Raw genomic sequence first — 12,544 nt, forward strand, 5'->3', positions numbered from 1 at the left:
TAGTCGCTGGCATCGACGTGAAAAGCGCCTTGCCAGCAATCATTACTTTTGTAGCCACCGTTAAAAAAGGCCCGGTGTCGGCCGGTTACTCCTCGCGCTCTCCCCGGTCGGTTTCGTCGGTTTCAGCGGTGGCTTCGTCGTCCGCAGCGATGGGTTCAGCACCCGTCTCGGCCTCGGGGACGCCGTCATCGTCTCCGCTCGACCACGGACGCGGGAACCGTCGGCCTCGCAGGAGTCGCCTGACGCCGAGCGCCGGAATCGCGAGGACGCCCACCCACGGCGCGACCGCCACCAGCGTCACCAGCGAGGCCCGGCCGAAGACGTACACGTCGTTCACAGAGCGCAGGAACACCGCCGTCAGCGACTGCTGGTGGTACTGGGTCCGAATCTGGTCGATACCGGGGTCCGGTTCCCGGAGCTCCACGCGGAGCGTCGAATACGCCACGCGCTGTTCGAGCGAGCGCTTCTGGGCTTCGAGGCGCTCAATCTCGCCCTGCACCTCGGACAGTTGCTCCTCGATGCGCAGGAGTTCCTCCGTGCTGTTGGCCTGCTCGTAGAACGTGCGCAGTCTGTCGCGGCGCTGGCGGAGGTTCTCCAGTCGCGCTTCGAGGTCGACCAGTTGGTCGGACACGTCCTGAATCTGCGTCTCCTCGGTCACGACGACGCCCTCTCGGGCCACGTCTTCCTGCATCGGTTCGTAGTCCTCCGCGGGCACTCGGAGGACGACGTAGCCGCTCCGCCACGTCGCATTTCCGCTCCGATGGAGTCGCTGGTCCGACTCGCCGACGTAGCCGCCGCGCTGGCGGGCCCGCGAGACGATAGCTGACCGGCTCTGCGAGAAGTTCTCGATTTCGACGACCATCCGCCCGGTCCTGATTATCGCCCGCTGCTGGACGACGCTGTCTGCCTGCACGCTCGACGCGCCGTCGCCAGAGTTCGCGCGCTGTTGCTCGGCGGCGGCCGATTGCTGTCCGCCGTCACCGCCGCTCCCGGCCGACATCTGTGACCCGTCGCTGCCACCGGCCCCACCCATACCGGTACACCCGGCGAGCAAGAGGAGGACCACCGACGCGAGGGCGAGTTTTCTGGAGGACATGACGACGGATACTCCTCACCGTTGGGGTATAGTTGCGACGGACGCTCAAAACGGCCTTTTTGTGAAAGAGCGACTGGTGTTATCGGAGCGTCGTCCGGCGGTCGGCCAGCGCCGGGAACTCCTCGCGGACCCGTTCGACTCGGTCGGGCGTTACGTCGGCCGTGACGAGCGCCGGTTCGTCGGCGGAACTGGCGAGCGTCGTCCCCCACGGGTCGTAGACGGTCGACCGACCGAGCAGTTCCGCGTCGGCGAACTGCCCCACGCCGTTGGTCGCTGCGACGTACATCTGGTTCTCGACGGCCCGGATACGGCCGAACAGTTTCCAGTGCTCGACGCGAGGGTACGGCCACGCGCTGGGAACGAGCGTAAGGGTCACGCCGTCGTCCACGAGTTGTCTGAACAGTTCGGGAAATCGGAGGTCGTAGCAGGTGGTGACGCCGATAGTGAACCCACCGAACTCGACGGTCGGAATCCGTTCGCCCGGTTCCAGTAGCTCCGTTTCGGCGGACCCGTAGCCGAACAGGTGGTGCTTGCGGTAGACGGCGCGCCGGTGCCCGTCTCGGTCGAAGAACACTGCCGTATTCGCGAGGCCCTCGGGCGCGGGCACGTCGACGCCCGCCGCGGCGCTCGCTTCGAGTTCCTCCACGATACTCCCCGCGAGGACGGCCACGTCGTTCCTGTCTGCCGTCTCGCCGATTCGAGTCAGCGTCTCGCCGGTGACACTTTCCGCTGAGCGGGCGTAGCTATCGAACGCGAAGTAGCCGACGCTGAACAACTCGGGGAGAACGACCAGGTCCGCGTCCTCGGCGGCGGCCCGTTCGATGGCGTCGACCGCTCGCTCGACGTTGCCGCTCACGTTGGACGGTTCGACGTGTAGCTGTGCGAGTGCGAGCCTCATACTTCGACTTCGAGATGGTCCCGGAGGGCCTGCTCTAAGTTCTGCATCTCGCCGTCGAGGTTCCGTTTGAAGAACCGCTCGACGCCCGGGAGTTTGCCGTCGACGACGAAGCGGTTGGTCAGACGCGTCCCCTCGTCGGTCTCTTCGAGTTCGTGTTCGCCCTGTACCTGCATAATCTTCGACCGGCCGACGAACCGGACGTACTCCGGTTCGCGGCGTTCAACGTCCCGGGTCTCGACGCTGATGGTTCGGTCGAGAAGCGGTATCGGCAGGGAGATGTACCACGTCGCCTGTCGCTCGTCGTGTACGTCCCAGTCCTCGACGACGCTTATGGGGCGCGCCCGCTGGTCTGGGTCGGTGATGAACGCCCACACTCGCTCCGGGGGTGCCGACACGGTCATCGTTCGCTCGACCCGGACAGTCATACGATAGGCTGCGTGCCCCTCGTGAATGAATCCACCGACTAGCTCGTCGTGACGCGCCACGTCGTCGACCGCGCCCGCCCCCACTTCTCTATCTCCACTTCGTCGGCTTCTTCGGCCAGTTTCGGCAGTCGCGCGCCGACCTGCTTGGCCGAGAGGCCGATTTGCGACGCGATGTGCTTCGCGCGGAAGTACCCCTCCCCGCGCGACACGCTTTCCCGGAGGTAATCCAGAATGCGCCGGTCTTCCTCGCTGAAATCGACCATAACAGAAGTACGTGCCGAGCGTTTTTAACGGTTCCTTTCACCAGCAGTTACGGCAGGCCGTTCAGGCGTCGTAGACGTGGATGGCGACCAGTGCGAGACCGGCCGCGAGCATCGCCACGCCGAACCCGATACCGCTGTTGAGTAAGAGTCCCGCCGTGTCGAGTTGCTGTGCTTCTCGAATCGCGTAGTTGTAGCTGTTGACCGCCGCCAGCATCGCCGCGCCCACGGCGACGATTCCGAACAGCAGACCGAGGCCGACACCCATGTCAGTTTGCGACTCCGTAGCCATGCGCGTTCGTTTCCGTGTGGCGTACTTAGTTCATTCGGGGCGGGGTCGGGGCAGAGGACATTTATCACCGGCGCGTCGATTGGGTGGCAATGGTAGGGTTCGGTCGGCTAAAAATCATCGTCGCCCTTGTCGTCCTCGTCGGGGCCGCCGCAGGCGGCGCAGTCGCACTGGGAGTACTCGGTACGCCGAGCGTCGAGTCAGTAGACAATCACTTCGCCGGGGTTGGCGAGATGACGACGACGGTCAACACCAACCTCACGGTGAACAACCCGAACCCCATCGGGGTACAACTCGGTGGGACGACGGTCAACTACACCGTCGACATGAACGGCGTCGACATCGCCAGCGGGCAGAAAGAGGGCCTCTCATTGGCGACAGGCAACTCCACGATACCGTTCTCGACGCAGATGCAGAACGGGCAGATTCCCCCGTGGTGGTACACGCACATCGAGAACGGCGAGACGACGCAGGTGAGCATCGACGCGACAGTCACCTCCTCGCTGCTGGGCGGTCGCTCGTTCTCGTTGAGTCAAGACCAGACCGTCGAGACGGACATCATCAGCCAGTTCAACTCGACGGAGACGCGACCGGTCAACGCGAACCAACCGCTCGTTTCCGACCCCGTCCTCTACATCAACGAGACACGCGGGTCGTGGGACCGGGGCAACCTCACGCGGTCGACGACGCCGCTGGGCCTGGACTTCACCGTCTACAACCCGAAGCCGTACCCCTACGCCGTCTCGAAAATCGGCTACACGGTGTCGATGAACAACGTCACCGTCGGCGAGGGTGAAACCGACCGCGGCTACACGCTCTCGCCCGGCGAGACGGAGACCATCGAAGCGAACGCCGCCATCCAAAACGAGAACTTGGACGACTGGTGGGTCACCCATCTCCAGCGGAATCAAGTGACCGACCTCTACATCGACTTCTACTTCATCGTGGAGGGCGGCGGCGAGCAGTTCCGCATCGACCTGGACGCTATCGACTACGCGAAGACCATCGAGACGGACATCTTCGGCAACAAGGCGACGTATCCGACCGGAACCGAGAGCGACGGAACCGAAGCCGACGGCGGGTCTGACACCTCCGAGTCCACGGCGACGCCCGCCGAGACCGAATCGACCGACGACGGCGGTCTCTTCGACGATACGACCACCACCGATGGCGGCACGCAAACGTCTGAAACGTCGACCGGTGACGGCATCCTCGGCGACCAGACGGAAACGGAGACGGACACCGGTAGTGCGCCGACCGAGACAGCCACCGACGACCAGAGCGGGACGCCGACGCAAACCCCGACGGAGACGGCCACCGACGACGGCCTCCTCGGCATCGGGTTGTAGTCAGGGCGCGGGGAGGCGTGACCGCCTCGCTCACTCCGCCTCTGGGTCTGAAAAAGGTGACCGCGACGTTACTGAATCGTCGTGTGTTCCGATTCCTCGTCCAGCGCGAGGTTCGTCGCAATCTCGGCATTTCTGACCGCGTACTCGGCGGTTTGCTGGAGACTGACCAACACTTCACGGACCTGCAGGAGGCTCTGATTGTCCATCTCCGGGAGGTCGTTCAGGATGTCGTGTTCCTTATCGCCGATGTCGGAGTACCCTTCCCGGACCTGAATCGCGGTGTCGTAGTCCCGTTCGACGGCGGCCTGCACCGCGAGGGCGGTAATCTCGTTGACCTCGTCGGTGAAGTCGCGGATACGACGCATCGTGGAACTGTCCACGTCGAGCGAGTGTTCGGGCGCTTCGAGGGCGATTTCGGCGATGTCCTCGGCGTTGTCGGCGGTCAGTTCGAGATTCTTCGCGATGGAGCGGTAGCCGATGAGCGGGAAGCCGTCTTCGAGACCGACCGCCCGTGCGAGGTTGGGGTTCTGGTAGGAGGTGAAGATGAGGCGCAGGAGGAGGACGAATATCTTGTTAGCCTGTCGCTCTCGGTTCAGCGCACGCTGTGCGAGATCAGGGTTGCCGTGAGCGAGCGCTTTCACCGCCTCGTTTCGCATCGTCGACCCCGTCGATTCGAGGCGTTCGAGTAGGTTGTCGAGCGTGAAGTCCTCCGGGTCGACCGAACAGCGAATGGTGATTCGACGGGGCGTCTCCTCGATGACGCCGAGACCCATCAACTGCGTCTCGGCGTTGTAGACGGCGTTGATGTGCGCCGAATCGAGGGTCTGCCCGTCGGGCGCTTCGACGTGGATGATGCGCCGTCCGAGGACGTACTGGGCGACGATGGCCCGTTCGACCGCGTCGGCGTTCAGGTTCTCGGCGTGGATGATGGCCTCCGATTCCTCCGTCTGGACCGATTCGGGCATGACCGTCAGCGTGCCTTTACCGCCCATTCGGAGCGACACCTCGTCGCCCTTCTCCACGTCGTGGGCCGACGCCCACTCCGCCGGGAGCGTCATCGCGAGCGTCGACGGACCCAACCGCTGCACTTTCCGCGTTTCCATATTGCCTTGGTTGGATACGACTGACCTTAATCTTCACTATACAGCCATTAATTCGTACAATCGAATACAATCACATGGTTGGGTGGTTAGCGACCTGAACGGTCAGGTGACGATTTCGACCAGTCGCCGTTCGTAGCGGCCGACGCGGACCTGTATCCACCCGGCGAGTTCGGCGTCGAGTTCGGGGTCGCCGGTGTCGACGCGGAGCGTCCCGATGTCGTCGAGTTTCCGCCGCGAGGCGACGACTTCCACGTCACACCGACGAATTACTGCGGGCGAAATCTGCTGGTTACCGCGCCCGAAGACGAAGCCCTGCCCGCCGATAGGCGAGACGACGACGACGTTCTCCTCGCCCAGGGCGTCGAGGATGTCGGACTCCGCGCCGTCTTCGACGAGGAGTTCGCCGTCGCGCCACACGTCGACGCCGAGCGTCGTGCCTTCGAAGCCGAGTCGACGCTTGATTGCGCCGACGGTGCTTCCGGGGCCGAGCACGTAGGTGACGCCCGGTCGGACGCCCTCTGCGACGCCCTCCGCGAGCGTTTCGACGGTTCCGCCGCCCAACTGTTTCGCGGACTGTCGCTGGTCCGCGACGGGGACGGTGGCGACGGCGCGCAACTCGGTGACGACTTCGCCGCCGCGGAACGCGTCCTCGTCGATGTCGTTCACCTCGGCGGCTTCCGTCTCCGAGAACGTCGCGGCGATGCGGCCCGCGGCCCGTGGCGAGACGCCGAACACCGAGGAGTACACTTTCACGCCCGCCGGGACGCCGAGAATCGGCGTCCCGTCGTCGAGTTCGTCGAGCGTCTCCGCCACGTCGACTGCCGTCCCGTCTCCGCCGACGAACAGTACCGCGTCCGCCTCGTGGTCGACGAACGCCCGCACCGCCGCCCGCGTATCGTCGCTCGTCGTCGCCTCGGCGTCCTCGGGTACACCGACGACGACGGGGTCGAATCCGGCGTCTCGGGCCAGCGACTCGCCCATCGGGTCACCGTAGGTGAGCAGTTCGATATCCCGACCGACGCCCGCCAGCGAGTCGAGGGCTTCCCGCGCCCGGTCCGGCGCGCGCGGTTCTGCGCCGCGCTCCCGCGCCTCCGCCACCTTGCCGTCGGTTCCCTTCAGGCCGACGCGGCCGCCCATCCCTGCGATGGGGTTGACCACGACAGCGATTCGTCGCATACCTCCGCTAACGCACCCGGCGGCAAAAGGCACCCGGGAGCGTGTCTTTCAAGCCACCGCCCGCGAAACACCCGCCCATGCTCCCACTACTCGCGACGAACGTCCAACCCGGTGTCATCAGCGCCGCTGGCGCGGTCATCACCATCGGCGGCCTCCTGCTGACCTTCGTCTGGCTTCAGTATCTCTATCGCTGAGTCCGTCAGCCCTCGTCCGGCCGTTCGACGCGTTCGCGGAGCCACGCGGCCGCGTCTTCGGCGACCGACTCGTCCGCGCTCTCGAATCGCACTGTGACGTACTCGCCGGGGTAGCTCCCGACCTTGACCGGGAATCGGTCTTGCACCTCCGCAAGCCTGTCGAGCAGCGCCGACTCGGGTTCCGCGGCGTCGACCGTGACGACATGTCGTCGCTCGCCGCTGAACTCGTCGGCCACTTCCTCGAACATCCGCTTCATCTCGCCCGGAACGCCCGGGAACACGTAACAGTCCTCGACGACGCATCCCGGCGCGACGCCCTCGTGGTTCGGGAGCACGCGGCTTCCCTCCGGAACGTGACCCGTCCCCTCGGTCAGGTCGTCGCGCGTGTAGCCGCCGTGTTCTTCGAGCCACGCGATTGCGTCCTCGCTCTCGACGACCTGTCGGCCGAACGCGGCGGCGACGCCGTCGATAGTCACGTCGTCGTGAGTCGGGCCGAGGCCGCCGGTGACGATGACGGCGTCGTAGTCGGCGTGGTACTCGTTGACGACCCGTGCGATGTCGGCGGTCCGGTCGGGAACGACCGTCGTTCGTTCGACGGTCACGCCCCGGTCGGCCAACTGTCGACCGAGCCACGCGGCGTTCGTGTTGACCGTCTCTCCGGCGAGCAGTTCGTCTCCGACGGTGACCACCGCGACGCGCATGGACTGCCGTACGGCGCGCCGATACAAATACTGTCGGTCCGCCAGTCAGCGCATCCCCGGCGGCGGGCCGCGGTCTCTGGGGTCGTCGTCGGCGTCCTCCTCCTCCAAGTCGATGCCCGCTTCCTTGCGCTTGCGCTTGACCGCCTGCAGTTGGCGGTAGTAGTACAGCGACCCGCCCCCGCCGACGAGGACGGCGACGAGGACGAGACCGCCGAAGATGAGCAGGTCGCGTTCGAGGTAGTAGCGGACCTGTATCTGCCGGGCGGTCACCGGTTCGCTCCACCGGACGGTCATGCGGTTCGTCGAGTCGTCGACGCTAGTCTCGTAGCTCCCGGGACTCACCTGCGAGAGCAGGGGGATACCGACGCGAGCGCCGGGCGGAAGCGTGACGGTGTAGGTGGCGTCACCGAGATGGGCGGGCGTCGCGTAGGACTTCCCGTTGCGGGGCGCGCTGTAAGCCACCTGTCCGGTGACGTTGTCGGGGAACACGATGGTCGTCTGACTGCCGCCCTGCGTCGCCGTCAGCGAGGAGTTGGCGGCGCTGATGACCGTCCCGTTCTCGTACCGGAACCGGAGCGCGCGGATCGGGACGTTCTGCTCGCGGCCGAGGCCGTCGCGGTCGTACACCACGAAGGTCGAGTTGTTCCGGATGTCGTAGACGGCGCGGTACGAGGAGCGGTCGAGGACGATAGACGCGTCGGCGTCGCTGTCCCAGTCGTAACTGGCGTTTTCGTTGAGACGACCAGGGTCGGCCTCCTGCGGACCGAACAGGCCGGTACACCCCGACAGCGCGAGGAGCGCGACGACGCCGAGCAGAGCGAGGTAGCGGCGGGACATCGCTCAGGGGACGACGGCGAGCAACTCCGAGGCCATGTATTTCCCGATGTCAGCCAGCAGACCCGGAGCGTCGGTGTCTGGGTTGCAAACGATACTCTGTTCGAGGAGGCCGAGTCGCTCGACGGTGACGATGTCCTGTGCGTGCCCGGCGCGGTTGACCGTCGCGCGGGCGTTCGAGCGCGTGACGCTGTTGGCGTTGACGCGGCCGTTGCCACGGGACCACTCGTACAGGCGGTCGACCTCCTCGTCGGCGAGTCGCGGTTCGTCACCGGCGACGAAACGCAGGGGGAGGTGCTGGACGAGGCCGAATCGCTTGCGAATCTGGGCGGGCGACCCCTGCCCGAGATTGAGGCCGGATGCGGGGACTCGTACGGTCTGTCCGAAGCCAACGTCGAGGACGAATCCGTCGTCGTCCCAGCTATCGAGCGTGCCGACGTACGTCTCGCCGTCCTCGTGGGTCGTCACCATCTCGCCGAACTCCTCGCGCAGGAGGTTACGCGCGACGGTGGCGTCCGGGCCGTCGACGGTGACCGCCGGGAAGTCGTCTTCGCGGTGGCCGACGTCGAACTCCACGTCGAGTTCGCCGAGTTCGTTCGCAACGAGCGACCGCAGGCCGTCTAAGGCGCGGTCACGGGCGTCGCCCGTGACGTAAACCTTGGAACCGAGAACGACCATCAGGCCTCGGCGTTGGTGTCGACGTTCAGTTCGTCACGGAGTTCCGCGAGTCGCTCCTCCATGGCGGTGACGAGGCGTGTGTTCTCCATCGCCTCGACCTGATTCCCGCACTGGGGGCACTCGAACCCGAACTCCATTGCCTCGCCGAACTCGAATCGGATGCCGCAGTGCTCACAGAGGTAGAACTCGTTGTCCATCTCGTACTCGCGGCGCTCTTCGAGTCCTTCGAGGAGGCGGTACATCTCCGATTCCAGTTGCTCGGGAATCTCCTCGTACTCGAAGGTCCAGAGGTACGTGAGCCACCCGGAGTCCTCGTCGCGGAGGCGGCGGTACGACGCGAGGTCGTTCTCGTAGAGAATAAAGAGTGCGCGACGAACGTCGTTGAGTTCGAGGCCGAGTTCCTCCGCCAACTCTTCGTCGGTCACTTCGCCGTCCGGCGGCGCGGCGGCGACCGGCATCCCTTTCGGTCCGACCAGTTCGTGGAGGTACTTCTGTATCACGGGGTCCTCCAAGAGGTCCTCAAAAGCCATTGGCTGTGATTCGGGCCGTGAAGCGTTTAAACCCACCGGACCCGTGCGGTGTTCCGCAGCGCGCTACTCCTCTCGGTCGTTCGGGTCGACGACTTTCTTTCCCGTCTCCATCGGCACGACGACGCGGTCCGGGTCCTCCCATTCCCGGTCGAGTTCTCGCCCCTCGTAGAGGCGGTCCAAGAAGACGGCCAACGACGCCACCTCCGAGTGGGGTTGGCTCGTTACGCCGACGTTGTAGTCCGCACGCTCGTACACCTCGAACGGGACTTTCTCCGCGCCGACGACGACGAGCAGCGGCCCCTCGGCGTGGGCCGCCCGGATGTCCGCCTCCACGTCCTGTATCTGCTCGCCGTACATCGTCAGGTGGACGACGGTCCCCTCAAAGTCGCGGATGAGGCGCTTCGGTTCCTCGGTCGACTCCACCTCGAACGGCCCGCCGAAGCGGTCGGTGATGTCGACGACGGTGTCGGTCCGACTGCTGGCCGACCCCGCCATCACGACTCGGTCGGCCCCGAGGGCGCGGGCGGTCAGGCCGACGTGGGTGGTCATTCGCTCGTCGCGGCCCGGGCGGTGCCCCAATCTGAGGACGGTCACGTGGTTGTCTCCTTGCATGCGTATCTCCGGACGGTGTGGGGTCGGCCGCTCGGTTCGCCAGGCCACACCGGATTCGTACCCTACCGTCGCCCACGGAGCTATAAAACGGCGTTGTCATCCCCGTATCGGAACGCTATTTGAGAACCGCCGTCCAGTAGCCGTATGAACCTCCACGGGAAGCGAATCGTCGTCACCGGCGGTGCGGGCTTCATCGGCACGCACCTCGTCGACAGACTGGTCGCGGACAACGACATCCTCGTCGTCGACGACTGCTCGAACGGGAACGCCGAATGGGTCCACGACGATGCGGCCTTCGTCGAGGGCGACCTGACCGACGAGTCGGTGGTCGCCGACGTAGTCACCGAGGACGTGGACCTCGTCGTCCACCTCGCCGCGTCGAAACTCGTCGACACCGACACGCCGCGGAAACAGTTCTCGGACAACAGCGCCATCACGTACAACCTCCTCGAACGAATGGACGAAGTCGGCGTCGAAAATCTCGTGTTTACGTCGTCGTCCACCGTGTACGGCGAGGCCCCCCGGCCGACGCCGGAAGACTACGCGCCGCTAGAACCCATCAGCGTCTACGGTGCGACCAAACTCGCCGAAGAGTCGCTCGTCTCGACGTACGCCCACAGCCACGACTTGCAGTCGTGGGTGTTCCGCTTCGCCAACATCGTCGGCCCGCGACTCCGCGGCGCGGTCATCCCCGACTTCGTCGAGAAACTGCGCGAGAACCCGGAGTCGCTGACGATTCTCGGCGACGGCCGCCAGCAGAAGTCCTACATGCACGTCTCGGAGTGCGTCGACGCGATGGTCTACGCCGTCGAGAACGCTGACGCCGACCACAACGTGTTCAACCTCGGGACGCGGACCACCACCTCCGTCGACCGCATCGCCGACATCGTCGCCGACGAGATGGGCATCGACCCCGAGTACGAGTACACCGGCGGGGACCGGGGCTGGACCGGCGACGTGCCGCGGATGCGCCTCTCCATCGACAAACTCGCCGCCGTCGGGTGGGAACCCGACCAGTCGAGCGACGACGCCGTGCGCCAGTCTGCCCGCGAACTTATCGACGAACTCTGAGGTCAGTTCCGGGGATAGGTCCCGGTCAGTTCCGCCTTCCCGACCATGTGCCCGCTCGCGGCGTCGTACACGTCCTCCTTGCTCGCACCGCGCGGCAGGTCCAACCGCTCGTCCAGCGCGTACAGCAGGAACCGATAAGTGTGTTCGCGGTCCGGTGGGTTCGGGCCGCCCCACCCGACTTCGCCGAAGTCGTTGTGTCCCTCCGTCGCCCCTTCCGGAACAGTCCCCGCCGGAATCTCCGCCGTCTCGGGGTCGATGTTCCAGACGACCCAGTGGTCCCAGATTTTCCCGGCTGGCTTCTCGGCGTCCGGGTCGTCCACGACGAGGACTAGCGACTTTGTGGCCTCGGGAACGTTCCGAATCCGGAGCGGCGGACTCGTGTTCCCCGCCTGATAGCCGTGTTCGTGGGGGATACGCTCGCCGTCGTCGAACGCTGGACTGGTGAGTTCGAGGTCGGCCATAGCTAGCAGTTGACACCGTATCGACAAAAACCTCGTCCCGGTACCCCTTTTGCCGTCCGTCGACTACCGCCGAGCGTGCAGGTCGTCGGGTACCGCGCTCGCGTCGAATCGAACGCCGCCCTCCTCCTCGCGGACGAGGGAGCGGTCAGCGTCGAGCGACTGGACCCGGGGACCGACCTCTCCTACACGCTGGGCGAGCGACACTGCGCGGGGGCCGTCGACGGCGAGGACCACTTCGCCTGCGCGAACGACCCCGCGCCGTACTGCCCAGAACACACGAGTCGTTGGCCGTGTGCCCGCTGTACGGGCGACTGCGACAAGCCGTTAGACTCCTGCGACGAGGAACACGCCATCTACCTCGCGGCGTTCGCACCCGACACCGTGAAAGTCGGCGTCACCCGGTCGTGGCGCTTGGAGACGCGACTCAGAGAGCAGGGCGCAGACCGCGCGGCCCACATCCGAACCGTCGCCGACGGTCGCATCGCGCGGCAAATCGAGGCCGACATCGCCGCCCACCTCCGGGACAGAGTTCGAGTCCCGAGGAAGATTTCGGGGTTCGCCGACGCGGTAGACGACTCGACGTGGTCGGCGCTCCTCGACGAGTACGACCCGCTTTCGACGTTCGACTTCGACTACGGATTCGAGTTGGCGAGTCGACCGATGGCCGAAACGCTCGCGACGGGAACCGTGCGCGGTACGAAAGGACGCGTCGCCGTCCTCGACAATAACGGCAGTACCTACGCCGTGGACCTCCGGAACCTCGTCGGCTACGAACTTACCGACGGGGGCACCGACCGGCAGTTACAGTCCAGTCTCGGCGCGTTCTGACTTGAATCCGCCGCCGACCGGTCGCACACAAAACATTTA

General features: G+C 65.5%; 16 protein-coding genes. 3 read left to right on the top strand and 13 right to left on the bottom strand.

Annotated elements, in window-relative coordinates; all coding sequences use genetic code 11:
• Positions 1 to 85 precede the first annotated feature (85 nt).
• The 5 genes from NJQ44_RS09720 to NJQ44_RS09740 all read right to left on the bottom strand — a co-directional run bounded on the left by NJQ44_RS09720 (position 86) and on the right by NJQ44_RS09740 (position 2,971).
• Positions 86 to 1,096, bottom strand: a complete 1,011-nt coding sequence (locus tag NJQ44_RS09720) for a DUF4349 domain-containing protein (protein ID WP_254271151.1) — start codon at positions 1,094 to 1,096, stop codon at positions 86 to 88.
• Positions 1,097 to 1,175: 79 nt separating this feature from the next.
• Entirely contained in the window at positions 1,176 to 1,994 is an 819-nt protein-coding gene (locus tag NJQ44_RS09725) for a carbon-nitrogen family hydrolase (RefSeq protein ID WP_254271152.1), read from the bottom strand.
• Positions 1,991 to 2,419 carry an SRPBCC family protein gene (locus NJQ44_RS09730; protein WP_254271153.1) on the bottom strand — a complete coding sequence of 143 codons (429 nt, stop codon included), beginning with the start codon at positions 2,417 to 2,419 and terminating at the stop codon, positions 1,991 to 1,993. Before NJQ44_RS09730 ends, NJQ44_RS09725 begins: the two co-directional genes overlap by 4 nt.
• Before the next feature lie 38 nt (positions 2,420 to 2,457).
• Positions 2,458 to 2,682: a DUF7123 family protein gene (locus NJQ44_RS09735; protein WP_254271154.1), complete on the bottom strand. Its 225-nt coding sequence runs from the start codon at positions 2,680 to 2,682 to the stop codon at positions 2,458 to 2,460.
• Between the two features lie 61 nt (positions 2,683 to 2,743).
• Entirely contained in the window at positions 2,744 to 2,971 is a 228-nt protein-coding gene (locus tag NJQ44_RS09740) for a DUF7525 family protein (protein WP_254271155.1), read from the bottom strand.
• An 89-nt stretch (positions 2,972 to 3,060) separates the two neighbouring features.
• On the opposite strand from NJQ44_RS09740, the gene NJQ44_RS09745 reads away from it, so the two are divergent.
• The gene (locus NJQ44_RS09745; RefSeq protein WP_254271156.1) at positions 3,061 to 4,317 is read left to right on the top strand and encodes an LEA/WHy family protein; all 1,257 of its coding nucleotides are present in this window, start codon (positions 3,061 to 3,063) and stop codon (positions 4,315 to 4,317) included.
• A 68-nt stretch (positions 4,318 to 4,385) separates the two neighbouring features.
• On the opposite strand, the gene NJQ44_RS09750 is transcribed toward NJQ44_RS09745, so the two are convergent.
• From NJQ44_RS09750 to NJQ44_RS09780, 7 genes are all read right to left on the bottom strand, one after another.
• On the bottom strand, positions 4,386 to 5,420 hold the full coding sequence (locus tag NJQ44_RS09750) for a phosphate signaling complex PhoU family protein (protein WP_254271157.1): 1,035 nt from the start codon (positions 5,418 to 5,420) through the stop codon (positions 4,386 to 4,388).
• 102 nt (positions 5,421 to 5,522) lie between these two features.
• Entirely contained in the window at positions 5,523 to 6,596 is a 1,074-nt protein-coding gene (locus tag NJQ44_RS09755) for an ATP-NAD kinase family protein (protein ID WP_254271158.1), read from the bottom strand.
• 199 nt (positions 6,597 to 6,795) lie between these two features.
• On the bottom strand, positions 6,796 to 7,491 hold the full coding sequence (locus NJQ44_RS09760; RefSeq protein WP_254271159.1) for a competence/damage-inducible protein A: 696 nt from the start codon (positions 7,489 to 7,491) through the stop codon (positions 6,796 to 6,798).
• Positions 7,492 to 7,536: 45 nt separating this feature from the next.
• Complete coding sequence (locus NJQ44_RS09765; RefSeq protein ID WP_254271160.1) at positions 7,537 to 8,328, bottom strand: DUF5803 family protein; 792 nt, start codon at positions 8,326 to 8,328, stop codon at positions 7,537 to 7,539.
• Positions 8,329 to 8,331: 3 nt separating this feature from the next.
• Positions 8,332 to 9,003 carry a DUF2110 family protein gene (locus NJQ44_RS09770; protein WP_254271161.1) on the bottom strand — a complete coding sequence of 224 codons (672 nt, stop codon included), beginning with the start codon at positions 9,001 to 9,003 and terminating at the stop codon, positions 8,332 to 8,334.
• Positions 9,003 to 9,533, bottom strand: a complete 531-nt coding sequence (gene tfe / locus NJQ44_RS09775; RefSeq protein WP_254271162.1) for a transcription factor E — start codon at positions 9,531 to 9,533, stop codon at positions 9,003 to 9,005. The genes NJQ44_RS09770 and tfe overlap by 1 nt, the downstream gene beginning before the upstream one ends.
• A 63-nt stretch (positions 9,534 to 9,596) precedes the next feature.
• The gene (locus NJQ44_RS09780; protein ID WP_254271163.1) at positions 9,597 to 10,145 is read right to left on the bottom strand and encodes a tRNA (cytidine(56)-2'-O)-methyltransferase; all 549 of its coding nucleotides are present in this window, start codon (positions 10,143 to 10,145) and stop codon (positions 9,597 to 9,599) included.
• Between the two features lie 144 nt (positions 10,146 to 10,289).
• Here NJQ44_RS09780 and NJQ44_RS09785 point away from each other — a divergent pair, with 144 nt between their 5' ends.
• Positions 10,290 to 11,216, top strand: coding sequence for an NAD-dependent epimerase/dehydratase family protein (locus NJQ44_RS09785; RefSeq protein WP_254271164.1), 927 nt, complete (start codon positions 10,290 to 10,292; stop codon positions 11,214 to 11,216).
• 2 nt (positions 11,217 to 11,218) lie between these two features.
• Here the strand turns inward: NJQ44_RS09785 and NJQ44_RS09790 are convergent, their stop codons facing one another.
• The gene (locus NJQ44_RS09790) at positions 11,219 to 11,677 is read right to left on the bottom strand and encodes a YbhB/YbcL family Raf kinase inhibitor-like protein (protein WP_254271165.1); all 459 of its coding nucleotides are present in this window, start codon (positions 11,675 to 11,677) and stop codon (positions 11,219 to 11,221) included.
• Positions 11,678 to 11,752: 75 nt separating this feature from the next.
• Between NJQ44_RS09790 and NJQ44_RS09795 the strand changes: the two genes are divergently transcribed.
• A complete protein-coding gene (locus NJQ44_RS09795) occupies positions 11,753 to 12,505 on the top strand; it encodes a DUF2797 domain-containing protein (RefSeq protein ID WP_254271166.1) in 753 nt (250 codons plus the stop codon).
• The last annotated feature ends 39 nt before the right edge of the window (positions 12,506 to 12,544 follow it).

This window comes from Haloarcula marina (genome assembly GCF_024218775.1).
In the GTDB taxonomy this organism is placed as follows: Archaea; Halobacteriota; Halobacteria; order Halobacteriales; family Haloarculaceae; genus Haloarcula; species Haloarcula marina.

Excerpts from the sequence above, each read along its gene's own strand:
- NJQ44_RS09720 (WP_254271151.1), bottom strand. The coding sequence starts at position 1,096 with ATGTCCTCCAGAAAACTCGCCCTCGCGTCGGTGGTCCTCCTCTTGCTC.
- NJQ44_RS09725 (WP_254271152.1), bottom strand. The coding sequence starts at position 1,994 with ATGAGGCTCGCACTCGCACAGCTACACGTCGAACCGTCCAACGTGAGC.
- NJQ44_RS09730 (WP_254271153.1), bottom strand. The coding sequence starts at position 2,419 with ATGACTGTCCGGGTCGAGCGAACGATGACCGTGTCGGCACCCCCGGAG.
- NJQ44_RS09735 (WP_254271154.1), bottom strand. The coding sequence starts at position 2,682 with ATGGTCGATTTCAGCGAGGAAGACCGGCGCATTCTGGATTACCTCCGG.
- NJQ44_RS09740 (WP_254271155.1), bottom strand. The coding sequence starts at position 2,971 with ATGGCTACGGAGTCGCAAACTGACATGGGTGTCGGCCTCGGTCTGCTG.
- NJQ44_RS09745 (WP_254271156.1), top strand. The coding sequence starts at position 3,061 with ATGGTAGGGTTCGGTCGGCTAAAAATCATCGTCGCCCTTGTCGTCCTC.
- NJQ44_RS09750 (WP_254271157.1), bottom strand. The coding sequence starts at position 5,420 with ATGGAAACGCGGAAAGTGCAGCGGTTGGGTCCGTCGACGCTCGCGATG.
- NJQ44_RS09755 (WP_254271158.1), bottom strand. The coding sequence starts at position 6,596 with ATGCGACGAATCGCTGTCGTGGTCAACCCCATCGCAGGGATGGGCGGC.
- NJQ44_RS09760 (WP_254271159.1), bottom strand. The coding sequence starts at position 7,491 with ATGCGCGTCGCGGTGGTCACCGTCGGAGACGAACTGCTCGCCGGAGAG.
- NJQ44_RS09765 (WP_254271160.1), bottom strand. The coding sequence starts at position 8,328 with ATGTCCCGCCGCTACCTCGCTCTGCTCGGCGTCGTCGCGCTCCTCGCG.
- NJQ44_RS09770 (WP_254271161.1), bottom strand. The coding sequence starts at position 9,003 with ATGGTCGTTCTCGGTTCCAAGGTTTACGTCACGGGCGACGCCCGTGAC.
- tfe (WP_254271162.1), bottom strand. The coding sequence starts at position 9,533 with ATGGCTTTTGAGGACCTCTTGGAGGACCCCGTGATACAGAAGTACCTC.
- NJQ44_RS09780 (WP_254271163.1), bottom strand. The coding sequence starts at position 10,145 with ATGCAAGGAGACAACCACGTGACCGTCCTCAGATTGGGGCACCGCCCG.
- NJQ44_RS09785 (WP_254271164.1), top strand. The coding sequence starts at position 10,290 with ATGAACCTCCACGGGAAGCGAATCGTCGTCACCGGCGGTGCGGGCTTC.
- NJQ44_RS09790 (WP_254271165.1), bottom strand. The coding sequence starts at position 11,677 with ATGGCCGACCTCGAACTCACCAGTCCAGCGTTCGACGACGGCGAGCGT.